We start from the raw sequence: 18,580 nt of genomic DNA, 5'->3' as shown, positions 1-18,580 counted from the left end.
CCTTGCCCCCTTCTCTGCCACAATTGAACTAAAATATATCGTGCAGCAGCTCTTCTATTTCCAATCATAAAACCTCCAGTTACAGGAGATTCAAGAGTAAATTTTGAAAACAAAAAAATGCACTCCCTGCATGACACTGGATCTCCCGAAGGTTCTCCCATGTATTCAAGGAATGCACGTATGATATTACGATATTAACATCAATGATTCTATAATAAGAGGTTAGTGATCTTTGCCTTCATCTACCCGCTGTCTTTTTCCTATGCCAAATACGAAATATCCGCTCACAACGATCGCCATAAATGTAGCCCCGACAATCAGGGGTAACCGGGTATCCGGGTTAAATGCCATACCAATAATGACAAGCGTCAGATATACGATGATGATATAGTTGCTGATGGGGAACCATTTGGATTTAAAATTGTGGTCTCCCATCTCATTGCCCCAACGCTTTCTGAATCGGAACTGGCTGAAGGCCAACGCGAACCACGGAACCATCCCCGGAAGAACACTTGCGCTATAGATGTACAGGAAAAGTTTGGAGTCCGGCATCAGATAGTTGAGTACCACACCCACCAGCAGCAAGGAAATCGTGATGATAATACTGTTGCGGGGAACCCCGCCTTTGGACAGCTTTTTGAAAAAGGCCGGTGCCTGTCCATTCTCCGCAAGTGTGTAAAGCATACGTCCTGCACTATAGATCCCACTGTTACATCCCGACATCGCAGCGGTAAGCACGACAAAGTTAATAATTCCCGCAGCAGCGACAATCCCGACTTTGGCAAATGTCAGTACAAACGGACTTCCCGTCTCTCCAACTTCATTCCAAGGGTACAATGTCACGATGACAAAGATGGCCCCAACGTAAAAAATGAGAATACGCCACACGATATTTTTGATCGCTTTACGCAGCGTGATCTTCGGATTTTCCGCTTCACCTGCCGTAATACCTACCATTTCAACGCCCTGGTAAGCAGCCGTTACGATACACAGGGCAAATAGGAAACCTTTGATCCCTCCTGGGAAAAATCCGCCATGGCTCACCAGATTTGATAGCCCAATGGGCTGTCCTCCGTTCCCCCAGCCGAAGAAGATGAGTCCGGTTCCGATCACGATCATGAAGATAATCGCCGTCACCTTGATCAGCGCAAACCAGAATTCGAATTCTCCATAGTACTTTACCGCTGCCAGATTCGCTGCTGCAATAATGAGCACGCCAGCCAAGGCAGGCAGCCATTGTGGTATATCCGGGAACCAGTAGCCTACATAAATCCCAATCGCGGTGACTTCAGCCATACCAACCGTTACCCAGAGGAACCAATAACTCCAGGCAGTCAGGAACCCGGCCAGCGGACTGATATACTTGTGAGCAAATGTGGCAAATGAACCGGTGACAGGCTCCTGAATCAGCATTTCCCCCATAATACGCATGACAAAAAAGATAATGATCCCGGCCAGCAAATAGGCCAGCAGTACCGAAGGACCTGCCCATTTGATCGTACTTGCCGATCCCATGAACAATCCGACCCCGATCGTACCTCCGAGTGCAATCAGCTCTACGTGGCGGGGCTTTAGCCCTCTAGATAGTTGCTTGGATTCCAAACGATTCTCCCCTTTTCTTGTGTGCAGCTTCTTGTTGTCAGATTAACTTATTATTTTCACATTAACGCAATGCAGAATTACTTCACCAAATTGTACGAGATGTGCCGCAGAAATACAACAAGGAATGTAAGGAAGCAGATTCAATACAAAAAATCCACCAGCAGCAAAGCACTGGCGGATATACCTACGGTGAACGGTTTAGCCGCATAAGGCTTGAACGAAGCCAAGTTAACTCATCAGTTCGTTAAATACCTTTTCCCAGCGGCCGCTGTGCCCATCCTCCATGAATAAAGGAATAAATCCCAATCGGAGATAGATTGCAATTGCAGGAAGCCTGAAGTCATCCGTCTCAAGCAGGGCCGCTTGCTTCCCCTCATCTCTCATTCGATGCAAGGCCGCCAGGGCAATGGTATACCCCAACCCTTTCCCGGAGTGCCCCGGCAGAGCGCCCACCATATGCAGATATCCACAATCGATATCCCTGTCCTCTTTCTCCCATGCTACAGCAGTGGCAACAGCAAGTCCCTGATAACAGAGAAACAGAATCTTCTCCGGCAAAAACGGAGGCTGAAATCCGATCTTGTCACCGAAGGCAATCTCCCTGGCAAAAGAAATTCGGATCACATGCTCCCACTCCGTTACATCACCGGATTGAAACGATCTTAAGCTGTAGCCTTCCGGTATGTTCAGCTGCGGCAGATCTGCCAAAGTATCCTTTTTCATGACCAACTTGGAACGTTCATTCCTCATCCTGTATAGCCTGCCTTTACTCTAAAGTCCGGAAAGGACACCGTGTTCCCGCCCTGCTTCACGGATTGCATGGAGAGGAAAAAGACCGCGCTCCAGGTCACGGCATCATACACATCAACCAGCGGGCTTCTTTTTTCCTGAATCGCCGAGATGAATTCTTCCAGCACCAGAAAATCACCCCCGCCATGCTTCGTGCCCGCCGCTAAGTGGCCCCACTGCTTCCATTTGGGATGATCATATTCAGGCTGATAACAGGACATGTTCTCCCATACTTCTGAGCCATCCTCTCCGTTTACCGGAGATCGGTTCTGCAGCCATACGAGATCTTCCTCATAGGGATGACGCGCGGACAAGTACGCTCCCTTGGTTCCCTGAAGCATATAATGAGTTTTATTATGTGGACGGACGGAGACCCAGTCGATACGCAGCGTAATCAGAACGCCATTCTCGGTCACCAGCGCGGCGACGGCTGAATCCCCTTGACTCCAGTAGCCTTCACGGGCAGCAGGATGGTCCTTGCCAAACTGCTCGCTGAAATAATTCTGCAAAGCCCTCGGTTTGGAGACTTGCGTCGAGATGCTTTTAAGCCGATCTCCTCCCGGTTTATTCAGCCCGATCCACTGCGCGGCAGGCCCAATCGAATGCGTCGGATAATTGACCCCGTTATAATTGTGGTGGAGTTGTCCTCGCCATGTAAGCGAGCCGTCCGGATGATGAATTAGATGACGTAAATCATGAATATAACCACCCTCTACATGGGTAATCTCCCCGAATAAACCTTGCTGCGCCATATAATTAACCATAAGATTGGACCTGGAGAAGCAATAATTTTCGGACATCATATATTTCAAACCTGTGCGCTCCACTGTCTCGACCAATTCCCAAGCCTCCTCAAGTGACTGCACTGCAATCACCTCACTTAACACATGCTTGCCTGCGTTCAGTGCATCAATGGAATGTCGAGCATGCATATGCATGGGGCTAATTACAAAGATTGCATCAATGGAAGCGTCCTGCAGCATTTCCGAATAGTCGCTATACGTTCTGATGCCCGGAAAAATCCCTTTCCACTGCTCCAGGACCAGTTCATTCAAATCACAAGTAGCCGTAAGATCAATTCGGTCAGCAAGAGAATGCAAGGCATTCAAAAAGCTTGCCCCCCGGTTGCCTCCAACTATAGCCAGCCTTACCCTCCTGCGGGTCATGGCGTCATCCCTTTCTTCTGAAAGGATAGTGATACTAGCAGTTCTGCGGAATGACCGTCGCCTTTGGCATCAGGATGGGGTTCATAATCATACATGCCTTTGACAAAAATGTTCGCCAGCTCCTGATACGGTGTCCCCTTCAGCAAAATAGTATTGATGCTCAACTGCTGCTCCTGAAGGTTCACGAGCAGAACCGCAGGGATATCCGGTACGGCTGCCAATTGTACGAAATGCCAATGATCACGTTGAAAGACAGACTGAACGTGGTTATGTCCGTTAAAGAAAATGCCCGGTCCTTGATGTTCATTCAGTATTGACCAGATATCGAGTGCAGCATCAATAGACATCATCGGCTCCGTGGATCTGGCCGTTGTAGCGTATACCGGATGATGGGCGAACACGAGCAGCGGCTTATGTCCGTACCTGTTCATTTGTTCGCGCAGCCAGTTCAGTTGTTCTTCATCGATCATGCCGCCCCAATGGTCGGGATCCTCACGTGCAGTGTCCAGTACCAGCAGCACTGCCTCCTCTTCTTCAATGGCCAGATAGCGATACTGTCCCGTCCTTGCCTGTAGATCGGCCTTGGAACAGGTATGCGTATCATGATTGCCCAGTGCATATAGAAATTCACCTTGCAGTAGCTCACTTTTAACCTTGCTCATAATAAAATCGAACTCCGAGAGTTCGCCGGCATGTGTCAGATCACCAATAGACAGGTGATAGTCAGCGGAGAATGCCAAAAACTCCGACAGATAATCGGTATAGAAATCCTCCCTGGCCTCAATCATCTGATCATCCGCCTCTATCAGCTCGCTAGAATAGTGCAAATCGCCCATTACCATCAGTCTCATTATCATCATCTCCCTTATCCTTTGATGCCCGAATGCATAAAGCTGCTGATAAACTGTCGCTGGAACAACAGAAAGCCAATCAGCATCGGGGCAGTTACAATCAGGGTTGCTGCGCTGACATCCGTCCACTGCGCACCTGCTTCGGTTGATTTGGCAAACATCGCCAGACCTACAGTCAGCAGACGATTTTCCGGGGAATTCGTCACAATAAGCGGCCAAAGAAAGTCGTTCCAGTGAAAGCTGATGGAAACAATCGCAAACGAAAGATAGACGGGCCTCGACAGCGGCATATAAATACGCAGCAGAATGCCTAGTGAAGAGCAGCCCTCTACACGCGCAGCCTCATCCAGTTCGTACGGAAGCTGCTTAAAGGCCTGCCTTAAGAGGAACACTCCAAACGCAGAAGCGAAATAAGGCAGCATAATACCGATCTTTGTATCCAGCAGTCCCAACTCGTTAATGATTTGGTAGTTAGAGAAGATGAGTACATCCGATGGGACCATAATCTGGACGAGAAAGAGCATAAATACAATATTCCGCCCAACAAAAGAAACACGGGCAAACGCATATGCTGCCAGGGTTAATGTAACAATCTGAACTGCAAATATTCCTGAGGTTACCAGTAGCGTATTCCACATGTATTGTCCGAACGGTGCCCCTTGCCAAACCCGACTGAAATTATCCAGCGTAAAATCCCAGGACCAACCTGCGCCAATGGACGCATCCTTTGGTAGAAAGGCATTGCGCAGCATCCACATTAGCGGAATCAGCCAAGCCGCAGCAAACAACAGCATAATTGCATGCCACAACGCTTGTCCGGCTATCCGACGGCGCCTTGCGAATCTAAACTTCCGATTCAGCGACTGCTTGGCCTTTTCAGGCCGCAATTTAGCGGACAAGGACAGCTCGGCAGCATTTTTCATGATTCCTATCCCCTTCCACCTTCTACTGATAATGAATTTTGCGTTCCCATCCCGCAAATTGGAAGCAGGATATGACAAGAAGCAGAACAATCATCACCACGGTCATAGCTGCCGCCATCCCCTGGTCATTGAAACTGAAAGTCGTCTCATAGATATAATATAGAAGCAAGCTGCTGGCATGATCAGGCCCTCCCTTGGTCATCATCCACAGATGATCCACCCATTTGAAGGCATTCGTAATCGCGACGACGGTGACAAACAGCGTTGTGGGCATCGTCAATGGAATGGTGATCCGCAGCTGCTGCGTCAACACGCCGATCCCGTCTACCGAAGCCGACTCGTAAAGATCTTTCGGAATCTGCTGCAGGCCAGCCAGATAAAAGATCATGAAATATCCGGCCTCCTTCCAGACAGTCATCACAATCAGCGAGCCAAGCACCGTATCCGGATTGCCAAGCAGATTAACCTCGCTTCCTGTGAACCAGGAAGCAAACCGGGCAAACAAACCAAACTGAGGCATATAAAGAAACAGCCAAATGCTCGCAGCGGCGATCATTGGAATCATATTCGGGTAGAAAAAAGCAATACGGACCAGACCTTTGCCCCGGATCGCTTTATCTGCAAACAACGCCATTACAAAGGCCAGCGCCATCGAGACGGGAACCGTACCGACCGCAAACCAGATGTTATTTCGGAACACTTCAACAAAAACAGGATCATGCAGCAATGCCTTATAGTTGTCCATTCCTACAAATACAGGCGTGCGAACGGCCAAATTCTGCTCAAACAGACTGAGCCATGCCGATTTTAGCATCGGATAATAGGTGAACATGCCAAGAAACAGAAGGGATGGTAACACAAGTGCCCACCCAAACCCGTTCCGCCTAAGCTTTTCGTTCCAACGGGTATTCATGCCCGATTCTCCTCCTTGTACAATCTGAGCCTTACTTCCCTGCAACTCCTTGGTAAGAAATATCGGCGGGAAGCACTGTAGTGGCTTCCCGCCAGGATCATAACTAAGGAAGGTTCTAATTCAGCAGCTTTATTTGTTAAAAGGAGCGAGCACACGATCCGCTTCTTCTTGTGCGGCCTTCAATGCACCAGCCGCATCGATTTTGCCAGCCAGCGCGGATTGAATCTGGTTGGTTAGTGCGGAGGACACCTTGCCGTGATTATGCGTGGATAATTCCCGGAACGCATACTGTAACTGGTCACGGGCCACGAGTGCCTGCGGGAATCCATCTGTGTACACCTTCATGGCTTCCGTATCGTAGGCAGATTTGCGAACCCCGACATAACCGGATGAAGAACTGAACAGTGCAGCTTGTTCCGGAGCAGACATATACTTGGCAAATTCCCAAGCTGCTGCCTGTTTCTCTGGTGTGGTATCTTTGAAAATGTACAGGTTCCCCCCGCCCGTAGGCGATCCGTATTGCTTATTGGCTGGTGCGAAGGCTACACCAAAGTCGAATTTGGCGTTGGTTTTCACGTTCGTCAAGTTGCCACTAGTGTGCATCATCATAGCCGTTTTGCCTTCAATAAAATCGGTTGGCGTGGCAGCCCAATCTATAACTCCTTTTGGCATTACCTTGTACTTATGGGACAAGTCAAGCCAGAATTGCAGAGCTTCGACGTTCTCCGGCGTATTGAAATTGGCTTTCCTGCCGTCATCCCCCATAATGCTCTGCTTGGGATCGCTCGCATTTTGGCGGGCAAGCATCTGGAACATCCAGTAGGAATCGTCATTCCCCGGAATCTCCAGCCCTGTATGTCCATCACGATTCAGCTTCCCGGCATATTCCACCAGCTCATCCCAGTTTGTCGGTGGCTTGTTCGGGTCCAGACCAGCAGCTTTGAACATGTCTTTGTTGTAATACAGAATAATAGTACTTCGCTGGAACGGTACACTGTACGTATGTCCATCCGCTTGGGTATCCTCCACGAAGGCCGGATAGAAATCATTCTTGTTATAGTCCTCATCCTTGGCGATAAAATCATCCAGAGGAATAATCGCGTCCGTGTCCATCATGCTGTACAGCTCAGTCGACATCATAACAGCCACATCCGGCGGCTGCTTGGCCTGTACACCTGCCTGAATTTTGATCGTATTATCTCCGTAGTTTCCGGTATAGACCGGTTTAACCTTAATATCCGGGAATTTTTCCATAAAAGATGTGCTCATCCCGTCAATAACCTTTGTAAGTGGCCCGCCAACATTAACCGGGTAATAGAACGAAATTTCAATCGGCTCCTTGGGAGTCTGATCCAAAGCCGCGTTTGCATCAGCTGTCGAAGCCGTTGTAGCCGTGCCGACCTTGGTATCCGCTGCATTACCCCCTCCCTGACCGCACCCGACTAGCATTAACGTTAATCCCAGCGCAATTAGCGCCATTTTCCCCTGCTTCAGCATTTGTTTTCTCCCCTCATATGTGCAGAGCATGTTAGCTCTGTTTAAAATCCATAATGTCTGAAATTCATGCTTACACGGTTGGAGTCTACATCAAGGATATGCAGGACAGCACCTTCGGCTGTTGGAAGAACAGTGATGCCTTGCGCTTCATTACTGCTTCCGAGGTTCCGGTCAAAGGCCAGCGTGACAGCTCCGGTATCTGGATCAATCCGGTAGACGGATTTCTTGGAGTTATTGTCGGAGGAGGCATACAGCGCACCATTATACATCTCTGCGCCTTGAATGCGATCAATCGTTTGACTAAGCGGTACGGTTTTGATGAGGGACATGTCACTGAGTCGAAACACATTCAACACAGGGGCATTGTTCCACTGGGCCGTATAGACCTGACCGCGATCGGCATCCACGGCTACCCAAGGCACACCACCGGGATGAAGGTTCAACGGAAGCGCATAGGAGGTTCCAGTATATTGAAGTGTGGAGGCATTATAGACGGCGATGTAGGGATGTTCGTATTTCTTACTGTCTTCAATAGGAGCATAAATCAACCCGTTGTAATAGGAAATGTCCCCAATGTGGTCACCGCCCTGCACTGCTATCTCAGCCGGGATTGCTACCGCATTTCGTTTCTGAACCGTTTTTCCGTCCAGTGCCGTCTTTAATAAACCAAGCTGTGAATTAAAAATCCATGAGTTTCCATCTGTTGTGACGCCTTGTCCGCGCTCAAAGGCATCCGTCAGCCAAAAGGTTTGCTTGGACACCTCATGCCAGGATTCGGCGGCCTGTGCAGCATATACCGCATTTTCCGCAGCTTCGGCCGATGCGTGCACCGCCCATGTTCCTGATGTAAGAGAACCTGCAATTAACACTCCCGCACAGACCCAGCCTGACACTTTTCTCAGTTTCATGATATTAACGCCTCCTGAATTGTAGGTCTGCTCCAATAATGGTTCGTCCATTATGGAAGCAGTGACCCCCGTTTTAGCCAGCGGGATTCACTTCCCGATCGGCTTAAACTAATTGTAGCTTTCAGGCCAAGGACGTCTGTTGGACAAAATGCGGTTTTTATTGAACAAAACAATCATTTTAGAATGATTCGGTTCGAAGAAACCTCGTTCATATACTGTTTGGGCGTCGTTCCAGCGATCCGCTTGAACATTCTTGTGAAGTGACCCTGATCGGAGAAACCGGCACGGTCGGCAATCTCCTTCAGCCCGTACTCTCCCTTGCTGATCAGCAGCTTGGAATGTTCGATCCGCAGGCGAATCAGATAATGATGTGGTGTATGCCCCGTCTGCTGTTTGAACAGCCGAATATAATGGGACAGACTCAGGGCAGCCTTGTCAGCCAGCTCCTGAATGGAGAGCTCCGCCTCCAAATTTTCTTTCATATATTCTATGGACTGATAAATTTCCTGATTGGCCGTCATTCTGGAGGGAGTGCTGTTCGTGCATACCTGAGAATAATGGTTCAGGAGATGCAGGATGAGCATATTGGAGAGTGAATCACTATATATCTTTCCTTGTCTGCCGCCATTCTGCAGCTCTTCGAGCAACCAGAGTCCTAATTGCAACAGCTTGGGGTCCTTGACATAATACTTGAGTTCCAACTGAATATACCCTTCCTTCAGCAGTCCCGATTCACGTGCGATGTGCTCTAGATAGGAAGGCGGGATTTCGATCTGCAGGAAATACAGGGAAGCCTTTCCCCAGGAACAGAGAACGGGTTCTCCAGCAGGCAGGATATGAATGGTGTAATAGTTCTCATAGTAAGCCGAACAATGTATGGCAATCTGATGCTTCGTTCCGGTAAGCCCCCCGGCAGCATGCTGAGGACTCGGCCACCGGGACACCTGCAGATAGTCCCATCCAAGGGTATGGCTCGTGAGTACAGGCTGGTTGTCAGCAGGATATGCTCTTTCGGTTGTTCTCATCCTTATCACCCCTTTTCATCACGTTAGCAATCTACTATGCGGGATGTATAAACTGTGGGTAAAGAGTTTGTCTTTTTCGAATGTGGAGCCTGCTGACTGCTTTGTTGTTTGATCTAAATATTCAGCGAAAATAAAAAAACACGCCAACCGTGGCGTGTTTGATTTTGATGCAATTATCCTAAAGGCAGATGAACCAGCACCGTCGTACCCTCACCTTCCCGGCTTCTCATTTCGACGGTTCCGTGGTGAAGCATCACGATTTTCTTGACGATCGCAAGGCCCAGACCGTTACCGCTAATGCTGCGGTTTCGCGACAGGTCTGTTTTATAAAACCGATCAAACACATACTCCAGCTGCTCTTGCGCTATTCCAATACCCGTATCCGTTATCGTAATGAGAATTTCATTCTCTACCTGGTGCGTTCGTATACAAATATGCCCACCTGCTGGCGTAAACTTGATGCTATTCCCCAGCAGATTCATCCAGACCTGATTGAGCTGATCCCGATCTGCTGTAACTTGAATCGTATCGGCCAACTCCAGATGAACCTGAATATTTTTGGTGGACCACTGCGGCTCGCAGGTAACGATAATTTGCCGAATTTGCTCATCAAGATTATAAGTAGCCGCCTCGAACGGATGATGATCGGAGTCCAAAGATGCAAGCTCCAGCAGATTATCGCTAAGTCTGGATAGCCGTCCACTCTCCGTAATAATGATATCCAGGTAATAGTTACGATCAGGTTCGGCAACCAGGCTGTTATTTTTCATTGCCATGGCAAAACCGGAAATAGAGGTCAGCGGGGTTTGAATCTCATGAGATACATTGGAAACAAAATCCTGTCTCATCTGTTCCAACTGTTTGAGCTCACTCGCCATCTCATTAAAACTGTGCGTCAAAGCTCCCATTTCATCCACACGTTTCGTTTGGATTTCCACCTCAAAATCACCCTTCGCCAGCCGCTTGGTTGCACGAGTCAATACCTGAATCGGTTTCACCAAGTACCTTGCAGCAATAAGAATACAGAGGCTTCCAATAAACAGTGCGAGTAATAATATCAGGAAGACCATTCGATTAATGATATTTTCGTTCTGCGGAGAAAATTGCATAAACACGGCTTGCGGCTCCCCTTGGAATGGGAAAGGAAGACCGATAAAGGTCTGATCCACCTCAGCCGGCGAGCGATAGACCTGGCCCTGCAATACCATTTGAACCACCTCTGGCGCAATTTGAACGGTATCCGTATTGTCCAGATCATAAAATGTTACGTTGCCGGAAACGTCATATAGATGAATGGGATAGGTAGATATCTTCACCATACTTTTAATGAATGCATCCCGGTTCTCCGGGTGTGTTTGTTCATAGAGACGTATCATTTCCTCACCTGTTGCAATCATGTCATTCTGACCGAGGTGGTTCACTTCTTTTTTGAACAGAAAGAGCCCTACGAGGAAAGACGACAGCAAGCTGAAGATAATGACAACCAAAAATGTGAGAATGATGCGAACGTATAAGGTCTTGATCATGTGATCACTAACCGGTAACCCAGACTTCGGGCCGTTTCAATCTGAAAGTGATGTGCATCGCCAGCGAATTTTCCCCTTAATCGCTTAATGTGAACGTCAACCGTCCGGTCATCCCCTTCATAGTCGCTGCCCCAAATTTTCGTAATTAACTGTTCCCGGGTAAATATCTGCCCAGGCTGGTTCGCCAGCATGAACAGCAACTCGAACTCCTTTAAAGGCAGATTGAGCGTCTGCTCTCCTCGAATCACTTGAAAACTGCGGCGATTCAGTGTAATGCCCCCCAATTGAATCGTTTGGGAAGAGACAATCAGATACCGTTTCAGCAATGCTTTCACTCTCATCACAAGCTCCAGCGGATCGAAGGGCTTTGTCAAATAATCATCTGTTCCAAGCTGGAATCCCTTCACTTTCTGAGCCGATTCCCCTTTTACCGTAACCATCAAGAGCGGCATATTCAGATCCATGCGCCGGATCTCCCGGCATAGTTCCCAACCATCCAATTTGGGCATCATAATATCGAGGATAACCAGGTCAATTTGCGATTTCTCAACAATATCCAATGCTTCTGCACCGTCTTTAGCCACCACGATCTCAAATCCCTCATTCCGCAAAAACAAAGTAATCAGCTCACGAATGTGCACATCGTCGTCCACGACAAGGATTTGGGTCATATAAAATGCATGCCTCCAATAGATTTCTTATCCTCTTCCACCTGGGTGGAGGGTTCAACCAAAATGCCATCCCAACAGATTCCAATGATAGAAAAATAAACATAAGGTTACTGCTGCTAAAGTTACGAACGTATAATACACACGCTTAGGTAACGTCCAATATTTGTTTTTCCATGCCAGAACGTTCATCGTTACGATGGCCACACTCCATCCCACAAGAATCAGAGGCATGAACAGATAAAGACGTAGAGATAGTGAAATATGACTGAGTCGATCGATCAGATCCATGTTCACCACCAGAAGTGTAGCTCCCAAGGTCACCAATGACCACACGGACGTAACTACCAACAGCAGGACTGCCCATTTCTGCGCCCTTGGCATCGCTTTGATTTTGCGTCTGCGATAAATAGCTCCCAGTAGTACAGTAATGAACAGAACGGCCGAGATACCGAGCAGCGGAAGCCAAAACTTCGATTGATTGATTAACAGCGTAGGCTCCAGTGGCATGGGGTTGAGTATATCCAGAAACAGATACGTGACCTTGCCCTCTGTATCCGTACGGAATCCCATCTGATGCTTCCCGCCGACTTCCTGGAATAGATTCACTCCAATCGGAGTGTATACTTGCTGATCTGCACCACTTCCAATCGACAACCGATTATCCGAAACCTTAATATTGATCTGAGTCAGAAAACTGAAAAACTTATCGATCTTCGTGTGATTACGACGTGTAAATTGATAGGAACCTGCATATTTCTCCAGAGGCTCCCCTAGTTCAATAGAGGTTGCAGCAGGCTGATTAGTCATATGGGCAGGATAGTAACGATCAAAGAAGGCTTGCGCCAATCCTCTGCTGCCGTTCCACCGTCCCCTCCACTATAGGAAACAAATATGCCGACGTGTTGGTCCGGTACAAGATAAAGTGCTGTATTAAACAACTCGTCGGCACCTGCATGGGAGATCACACGCAGGCCATTCATATTCAACTCATAAAAGCCCAAGTCCATGGCGGGTAAACGTTTGTCGAACCGGAATGCCGGGGAATGCATGAGCTTGGCGGTTTCCGGCTTGAGAATTTGCTTATCCTCATATCGCCCGTCCTGTAGATGGGCAATCATGAAATGAGCCATATCATTCGCCGAGACACTGCCTGATCCTGCTGGTCGAAAGCCACCTTCAAACGTAGGACGCTTGGTTATATACTCGCCATTGGCTCGGGCATATCCAAGTACAGCATAGGGCTTCAACGATGCCGAAACAGGCTCCTCCACCGTAGCATACTTCATGCTCAGCGGATCAAATATATTTTTCTGTATATAGTCATTATAAGCAATGCCACTAACTTCTTCGACGATAAGTCCTGCGAGTGAGGCACCATAGTTGGAATAGGCCAGCATCTCGCCTGGCCGCATGACCCTAGCTGGCATATGGTTTGCCATTGTTTCTGCAATGGAAACGGGCAGCTTCTCTGGATCGGTAGTAATCTGATATCCAACACCGCCCTCCTCAAAGCCTGCCGTATGGGTCATGAGATGACGCAACGTAATCGGTTCCGCATAGGTTGGTGGTATTTTCACCGTTTTCAGATAGGTGTTAACGTCAGTGTCCAGATCAAGCTTTCCTTCCTCTACCAGCTGCATCACTGCGGTCCATGTGAACAGCTTTGTGGTCGACGCAATCCGAAACAGGCTGGTTTCGGGATCAACAGTTTTATTTTCTTCGATGTTCGAATGTCCGTACCCTTTGGAGAGCAGAATCTTCCCATCCTTCACAATTGAAATGACTGCACCTGGAATCTGTAAAGAATCCATTTGTACATCCATAATCCCATCAATGAATGCTGCTAGCTGTTCTTTGTTATCCAGGTTAACCGCGTTTCTCTTCTCTTGTGTACCAGAACTCAATCCGGAAGAGTAAGTCTCTGCTGATGCGGGAGCCTGAATCCCTAACCAAGTTGCCCCAAGCGTAGTCCCCAAAAATACCAGTAACATCATTTTGCAAACCAATTTCCTTATCGACGATGACATCACAAACCTCCACCACTCCGTATATTTTGTTTTAACCACTGTTTCTCGGCTTTCTTTCGAGAGCATATCAAGAACGTATGAACGGAGCGTGAACCTTTTAGTCATATTTTGCCAAAAATAATTGACACTAGTAAGATAGGGGGAGGTTGAATAGGAGAGGGAGAATGGGTATGCCTGACTTTTTACTAGTCTTATTTTTGTTTAATTTATCTTTATTTCTACTGCACGAAATGGACGCCATTAGACGATCTGAGTGGAAATTGTTTATCGTGCTGAAAAATATGGAAGATGAAAAAGCCTATAAATGCTTCACATTCGTTCACCTACCACTCTACACCGTCATACTCGCACTGCTTTTCAGCTCATATCAAACGGTTACGTTCTGGGTGCTCGATATATTTTTCATCATTCATGCGGTACTGCACCTATTTTTCGAAAAGCACCCTCGTAATGAATTTAAGAATTCATTTTCCAGATCATTTATTTACCCCATGGGGATTATTGGGGCCATCCATCTGTTAGCGTTATTATTGTAAATTCATTAGATCGTACACTGAGAAATAAGAAACGCTATGACCGCTTAAAGCGGTCCTTTTTTGTATACTCTTTTCCGCTATTTACAACTGTATTTTATTGGTATATATTATAGCCGTCAGGAATGTTAACGCTAACATAAACTGAAAAAAGGAGGATGTCTCCATCCATTTTCGAAAAGGTTTTCGTTTTGGTGAGGTTACACTTTAAAACATTTCATTTTGAAAGGATGAGGTATCGATGAAAAAACTAAGCAGCACATTATTTGTATTTTTTATGGGCATATCCCTTATGTTCGGTCTGACCGCTTCAGCTAATCCCGCCATCGTAAGTTATGGAGGTAGCTATTCCAATACGCTCACTGCTGGCCAAGGATACGCCTACATTCTCCCTAATGCCAAAACCACAGGTACAAGCGTAAAAATTACGGCTTCCGCAGCCAATGCACTTCAACTGCACTACTACTGGAGCTACAATAATACGACAATCGACCTGGGGACAGCCATCGTAAACAACAACAATTACACCGGAGGTTCAGCCTACTACAATCCTGGCACTCTGGTCACTGTGGTAGAACGCGTACCAGCGTCTACAACGTTGTATCCTTCCGTATCCTACACGATTTCTTTTAATTAACAATACAACAACCACATAGTATCCATTCTTATACACAGATTCAAATACATGAACTCTTTCAGTTTTAATCAAGAATGCACCTCTTGGAAGTACAAATTGGAGCCTGCCAAGGATTCCATAAACTTCTGATGGGGTGCTTTTTTTCTGTGAACGGCAAGGCCTCATTTATAGTAAACTGGAGAAAAGATCCAATCATTCGGGAGGTCTGCTTATGCAAGAGCAACATGCTGCACGAGTCGAATTATTCGTCTCCAACACTCAGATCATCAAAAAATCATTCAAGTGGCAAAATGTGATGATGCACCGTCTGGCAGCCCTTTTATATGCAGCAGAAAATAAACAAGCCGATGGCGAGGCCATTCGCCAAAGTCATGAATTGATTAAACAAAACACCAATCTCTTCTCGGCCTTCAGGGGAAATTCGGCGATCAGCATCGCCACCTTACTCTCGCTTACGACAGATCAGGAAAAGAAACTTGAAGACACCCTCCTTATCTATGATCTGATGAAAAAAATCAAATTTCGTACGTCCGATTTTCTGGTTATCGCCGCCTATCAGATTGCAGCTCACGCGATGCCTGAGCAATTCGAGCATAAGGTCGAACGAGCCAAATCATTTTATGATCACATGAAAGCCCAACACCGCTTTCTTACCGGACAGGACGACTATATTTTTGCAGCTATGCTGGCCCTTTCCGATCTCGACGTGGAATCTGGTGTGACCCGTATGGAGCAGCTCTATGCAGAATTAAAACCTGAGTTCTCGCCTGGCAATAGCGTGCAGGCATTAACACAGGTGCTGATCCTAGGCGATGATAATCCGGAGGCGAGCACTCATGTGATAGCATTAAATGAGACATTCCGCCGCCGGGGAATACGATTAGACAAAATATACACCCTGCCGGCTCTGGGTATCCTCTCCCTACTGCCCGCTGACAGAGATACGCTGGTAGAGCAAGTTGAGGAAACGTATGAGTGGTTGCGTACACAGAAGGGCTTTGGTGCCTGGTCCATCAACAAACAGGAATTGCTGCTGCTCTCGTCCTCGCTGGTGGCAGTGCAGTATGTGGAGGATCTTCGAAACGGCGTCCTGACCACGACAGTCTCCACTAGCATCACCAACATTATCATTGCCCAACAGGCCGCCATGGCCGCTGCTGCAACATCGGCTGCCGTCGTAGCTTCGACTTCATCGAACTAAGTAAGTAATGGTCATGAAATGCATTTCACAAAATAAAAGAGGCCTTCTGGAACCACCCAGAAGGCCCACTTCATTTGAATCCATCGTTGTTGTTAATCATCACTGCTGCACAATCCCCGTATCCCGGAACTCTCCCACGAAACTATCCAGCCAATCCGAACCATAATCCAGCGCGCCCATATCACTTTCGATAAAAGCAACATCCAGACCCATAACCCAGAATCGGCGAGCAATAATAAAGAGATCAACAGCCTGTTCATCTTCCGTAGAGAAGCTTCTAACCGAACGATATCCCGCCATGAGCGCACTCCATAACACTTCTTTTTGCTCACCAGACTGTCTCTTGCGAGCCTTCACCTGCGCCAGATCGTAGGCACGCCAGCCTTTAGCCGCCCACTCAAAGTCATAATGGCTGAACTGATTTCCCTGCTGAAAAGCGTTATTGTTTCCATGCATATCGCCATGGCACAGCCCCTTGTCCAAACCTAGTTTGGATGCGACGCCAATTCGTTCTTTTAACTCTCTAGCAAACGTATGTAGGAATGATGATGCTTCATTTTTTTCACCGATATAGTTGATGATTCGCTCAAGAGGCTCGTCAATGAGAAACTTCGTATCCAACTCATATCGCGGCTGCTCCAATACCACTTGATTCATCGCTTTATGCAGCTCAGCCGCAGACTGACCAAAAGTGTAACATGACTGTTCATCTTCAAGGTTGTTCTCCGTACCCTCAATATACCGAAACATCACAGCAACCCGCTTGCCTTCCGCGGCCTCCAACACTGTATATCCAGTATGATCTTTCTTCTCGATGTATTCTCCAATATCAGTATGTGCTGATGAACCTAGTATGCCCTTTAATTGAGATAACAGGGAGAGTTCGTACTGAACATCAGCCTCCGTAATTTCAGTACGGTAGACACGAAGAATATACATTCCAGAGGAAGTACGTATGCGGTAGGTATCATTTAATCCTCTCAGCCAGAATAAACATTCTTCCCACGATCCGATGTCATATTGATCACTCAATACAAACTCCAGATACTTAGGGTTGAGCACTGAACGAAAAGCAGTCGGTTGATTGAACATATGTATGCTCCTTCAGTTTGATATGATCTTTACTATAGTTAGAGATAAATCATCCCTTCATCTATCAACCTATAACATAGTATATTTTTAATTTATTTTCCAGAATATATATTTAATCGGGTAAATGCTTAGCTGAAATTGAACAGTTACTTCTTCTGCTCGGAATCGCCACAATGCAGCCCATGGGCCAACTCTTGTATATTCTCTGCATGATTCCATCCCAAAAAATCCTATAATCTACTTGTAAATTGTATTATTCCGGGTATAATACTCGGTATATAGAAAAGCGAAGCTGACTGGAGTGAATAACGCCATGAGTTCTTGGACACAAGCTTGGGTTAACGATTATTTGGATTTATATAATTATGCCCGTACCATAGGAGACTCGGAATGGGCTGAAGATATTCTCGAAAAGCTTCAAGAGCAGAAGGATGAATTGCTACAGAAAGAACGAAAGGTTATTATGCTGCGTGAATTGCTTGCCAACTATGACCGGATTAACAACCAGCTGTTGGAAATCTTCAACAAACTGCGGGTCGCTTCCGAAGGTTCTCAGACCGATTCCCTGCAGGAGCAATGGTTTAAATTAAAGCTTATGCGTATCGATGTGTCGAGGAAGATTCTTCAATATAAATAAGAAAAAGCCGGTCTGCAGTTCGTCTGCTTAACCCGCCTTGATTAAAGGCTTACTATTCTTTTGATGCGTACAGTCAACTGTTCCGCACATATGTAAAGCCCGCCAGCTTTACATGAAATGAATGAACGATAATTACATGGATGCTTTCTTCATGTTGCTCATCATGCCCATCATTGTGGTCATCATTTCGTCGCATTCTTGCATACAGGACATCATTTTATTCATGTCCATGCCTTCCATCATGCTTTTGTCTTCCATACATTCCATCATCATCTTCATGGATTTCATCTTGCACATCATTTCTTCCATACACATGTTCATCATCATGTTCATACACATATTTTCCATTTCAACTTCCTCCTTTCAAATATAGTAAACTTCCTTTTTTTAGCATAAACGATCCCCCACTCAAAAGCAATCTTTTTCCTCTTGCCTTTTATTTAAAATCGATGTATAATACGCACTTCACTTATCAATCCAGTCGGAAATAAAGGCTTTTGTGGAGAGATGTTCTCTCCGCAAAGGCCTTTTTGTATACCTACCTAAGTCTTGAATAACTGGATGATCTATCAAATTTATCCT

The 18,580-nt window shown here is 46.7% G+C and carries 19 protein-coding genes; 4 read left to right on the top strand and 15 right to left on the bottom strand.

Annotation, left to right across the window (positions count from 1 at the left end; translation table 11 throughout):
* Nucleotides 1-222: 222 nt before the first annotated feature.
* From DC345_RS25830 to DC345_RS32275, 13 genes are all read right to left on the bottom strand, one after another.
* The gene (locus DC345_RS25830; RefSeq protein ID WP_113055648.1) at nt 223-1,602 is read right to left on the bottom strand and encodes an amino acid permease; all 1,380 of its coding nucleotides are present in this window, start codon (nt 1,600-1,602) and stop codon (nt 223-225) included.
* Nucleotides 1,603-1,830: 228 nt separating this feature from the next.
* Nucleotides 1,831-2,325 carry a GNAT family N-acetyltransferase gene (locus tag DC345_RS25825; RefSeq protein WP_181586737.1) on the bottom strand — a complete coding sequence of 165 codons (495 nt, stop codon included), beginning with the start codon at nt 2,323-2,325 and terminating at the stop codon, nt 1,831-1,833.
* Nucleotides 2,326-2,348: 23 nt separating this feature from the next.
* Nucleotides 2,349-3,557, bottom strand: a complete 1,209-nt coding sequence (locus DC345_RS25820; RefSeq protein WP_113055646.1) for a Gfo/Idh/MocA family oxidoreductase — start codon at nt 3,555-3,557, stop codon at nt 2,349-2,351.
* Nucleotides 3,554-4,408 (bottom strand): metallophosphoesterase family protein, encoded by an 855-nt coding sequence (locus DC345_RS25815; RefSeq protein WP_181586736.1) that lies wholly within the window; start codon nt 4,406-4,408, stop codon nt 3,554-3,556. Before DC345_RS25815 ends, DC345_RS25820 begins: the two co-directional genes overlap by 4 nt.
* A gap of 14 nt (nt 4,409-4,422) precedes the next feature.
* Nucleotides 4,423-5,331 (bottom strand): carbohydrate ABC transporter permease, encoded by a 909-nt coding sequence (locus tag DC345_RS25810; protein ID WP_113055644.1) that lies wholly within the window; start codon nt 5,329-5,331, stop codon nt 4,423-4,425.
* A 22-nt stretch (nt 5,332-5,353) separates the two neighbouring features.
* Entirely contained in the window at nt 5,354-6,244 is an 891-nt protein-coding gene (locus DC345_RS25805) for a carbohydrate ABC transporter permease (RefSeq protein ID WP_113055643.1), read from the bottom strand.
* Between the two features lie 129 nt (nt 6,245-6,373).
* The gene (locus tag DC345_RS25800; protein ID WP_181586735.1) at nt 6,374-7,741 is read right to left on the bottom strand and encodes an ABC transporter substrate-binding protein; all 1,368 of its coding nucleotides are present in this window, start codon (nt 7,739-7,741) and stop codon (nt 6,374-6,376) included.
* Nucleotides 7,742-7,782: 41 nt separating this feature from the next.
* Nucleotides 7,783-8,649 carry a DUF6923 family protein gene (locus DC345_RS25795; protein WP_113055642.1) on the bottom strand — a complete coding sequence of 289 codons (867 nt, stop codon included), beginning with the start codon at nt 8,647-8,649 and terminating at the stop codon, nt 7,783-7,785.
* Between the two features lie 173 nt (nt 8,650-8,822).
* Nucleotides 8,823-9,674, bottom strand: a complete 852-nt coding sequence (locus tag DC345_RS25790; RefSeq protein WP_113055641.1) for a helix-turn-helix domain-containing protein — start codon at nt 9,672-9,674, stop codon at nt 8,823-8,825.
* 173 nt (nt 9,675-9,847) lie between these two features.
* On the bottom strand, nt 9,848-11,200 hold the full coding sequence (locus tag DC345_RS25785; RefSeq protein ID WP_113055640.1) for a sensor histidine kinase: 1,353 nt from the start codon (nt 11,198-11,200) through the stop codon (nt 9,848-9,850).
* Nucleotides 11,197-11,871, bottom strand: a complete 675-nt coding sequence (locus DC345_RS25780; protein WP_113055639.1) for a response regulator transcription factor — start codon at nt 11,869-11,871, stop codon at nt 11,197-11,199. The genes DC345_RS25785 and DC345_RS25780 overlap by 4 nt, the downstream gene beginning before the upstream one ends.
* Before the next feature lie 54 nt (nt 11,872-11,925).
* A complete protein-coding gene (locus DC345_RS32280) occupies nt 11,926-12,717 on the bottom strand; it encodes a hypothetical protein (protein ID WP_258530808.1) in 792 nt (263 codons plus the stop codon).
* Nucleotides 12,675-13,862, bottom strand: coding sequence for a serine hydrolase domain-containing protein (locus DC345_RS32275; protein ID WP_258530807.1), 1,188 nt, complete (start codon nt 13,860-13,862; stop codon nt 12,675-12,677). Before DC345_RS32275 ends, DC345_RS32280 begins: the two co-directional genes overlap by 43 nt.
* Before the next feature lie 200 nt (nt 13,863-14,062).
* Between DC345_RS32275 and DC345_RS32370 the strand changes: the two genes are divergently transcribed.
* The 3 genes from DC345_RS32370 to DC345_RS25760 all read left to right on the top strand — a co-directional run bounded on the left by DC345_RS32370 (nt 14,063) and on the right by DC345_RS25760 (nt 16,269).
* A complete protein-coding gene (locus tag DC345_RS32370; protein WP_309304352.1) occupies nt 14,063-14,434 on the top strand; it encodes a DUF6713 family protein in 372 nt (123 codons plus the stop codon).
* A gap of 238 nt (nt 14,435-14,672) precedes the next feature.
* Entirely contained in the window at nt 14,673-15,068 is a 396-nt protein-coding gene (locus tag DC345_RS25765) for a hypothetical protein (protein WP_072735676.1), read from the top strand.
* Nucleotides 15,069-15,279: 211 nt separating this feature from the next.
* Complete coding sequence (locus DC345_RS25760; RefSeq protein WP_113055638.1) at nt 15,280-16,269, top strand: DUF4003 family protein; 990 nt, start codon at nt 15,280-15,282, stop codon at nt 16,267-16,269.
* A gap of 99 nt (nt 16,270-16,368) precedes the next feature.
* On the opposite strand, the gene DC345_RS25755 is transcribed toward DC345_RS25760, so the two are convergent.
* Nucleotides 16,369-17,361, bottom strand: a complete 993-nt coding sequence (locus tag DC345_RS25755; RefSeq protein ID WP_113055637.1) for a phosphotransferase — start codon at nt 17,359-17,361, stop codon at nt 16,369-16,371.
* Between the two features lie 313 nt (nt 17,362-17,674).
* Here DC345_RS25755 and DC345_RS25750 point away from each other — a divergent pair, with 313 nt between their 5' ends.
* The gene (locus DC345_RS25750; RefSeq protein WP_113055636.1) at nt 17,675-17,998 is read left to right on the top strand and encodes a hypothetical protein; all 324 of its coding nucleotides are present in this window, start codon (nt 17,675-17,677) and stop codon (nt 17,996-17,998) included.
* Between the two features lie 132 nt (nt 17,999-18,130).
* On the opposite strand, the gene DC345_RS25745 is transcribed toward DC345_RS25750, so the two are convergent.
* The gene (locus DC345_RS25745) at nt 18,131-18,346 is read right to left on the bottom strand and encodes a hypothetical protein (RefSeq protein ID WP_063567124.1); all 216 of its coding nucleotides are present in this window, start codon (nt 18,344-18,346) and stop codon (nt 18,131-18,133) included.
* Nucleotides 18,347-18,580 lie beyond the last annotated feature (234 nt).

The organism is Paenibacillus taichungensis (genome assembly GCF_003287275.1).
GTDB lineage: Bacteria > Bacillota > Bacilli > Paenibacillales > Paenibacillaceae > Paenibacillus > Paenibacillus taichungensis_A.
This window is presented reverse-complemented; position numbering and strand designations above follow the sequence as displayed.

Coding starts and splice junctions, on each gene's coding strand:
- DC345_RS25765 (WP_072735676.1), top strand. CDS start 14,673: ATGAAAAAACTAAGCAGCACATTATTTGTATTTTTTATGGGCATATCC.
- DC345_RS25755 (WP_113055637.1), bottom strand. CDS start 17,361: ATGTTCAATCAACCGACTGCTTTTCGTTCAGTGCTCAACCCTAAGTAT.
- DC345_RS25810 (WP_113055644.1), bottom strand. CDS start 5,331: ATGAAAAATGCTGCCGAGCTGTCCTTGTCCGCTAAATTGCGGCCTGAA.
- DC345_RS32370 (WP_309304352.1), top strand. CDS start 14,063: ATGGGTATGCCTGACTTTTTACTAGTCTTATTTTTGTTTAATTTATCT.
- DC345_RS25745 (WP_063567124.1), bottom strand. CDS start 18,346: ATGGAAAATATGTGTATGAACATGATGATGAACATGTGTATGGAAGAA.
- DC345_RS25795 (WP_113055642.1), bottom strand. CDS start 8,649: ATGAAACTGAGAAAAGTGTCAGGCTGGGTCTGTGCGGGAGTGTTAATT.
- DC345_RS25750 (WP_113055636.1), top strand. CDS start 17,675: ATGAGTTCTTGGACACAAGCTTGGGTTAACGATTATTTGGATTTATAT.
- DC345_RS25825 (WP_181586737.1), bottom strand. CDS start 2,325: ATGAAAAAGGATACTTTGGCAGATCTGCCGCAGCTGAACATACCGGAA.
- DC345_RS25800 (WP_181586735.1), bottom strand. CDS start 7,741: ATGCTGAAGCAGGGGAAAATGGCGCTAATTGCGCTGGGATTAACGTTA.
- DC345_RS25790 (WP_113055641.1), bottom strand. CDS start 9,674: ATGAGAACAACCGAAAGAGCATATCCTGCTGACAACCAGCCTGTACTC.
- DC345_RS25815 (WP_181586736.1), bottom strand. CDS start 4,408: ATGAGACTGATGGTAATGGGCGATTTGCACTATTCTAGCGAGCTGATA.
- DC345_RS25805 (WP_113055643.1), bottom strand. CDS start 6,244: ATGAATACCCGTTGGAACGAAAAGCTTAGGCGGAACGGGTTTGGGTGG.
- DC345_RS32275 (WP_258530807.1), bottom strand. CDS start 13,862: ATGTTACTGGTATTTTTGGGGACTACGCTTGGGGCAACTTGGTTAGGG.
- DC345_RS25760 (WP_113055638.1), top strand. CDS start 15,280: ATGCAAGAGCAACATGCTGCACGAGTCGAATTATTCGTCTCCAACACT.
- DC345_RS25780 (WP_113055639.1), bottom strand. CDS start 11,871: ATGACCCAAATCCTTGTCGTGGACGACGATGTGCACATTCGTGAGCTG.
- DC345_RS25785 (WP_113055640.1), bottom strand. CDS start 11,200: ATGATCAAGACCTTATACGTTCGCATCATTCTCACATTTTTGGTTGTC.
- DC345_RS25820 (WP_113055646.1), bottom strand. CDS start 3,557: ATGACCCGCAGGAGGGTAAGGCTGGCTATAGTTGGAGGCAACCGGGGG.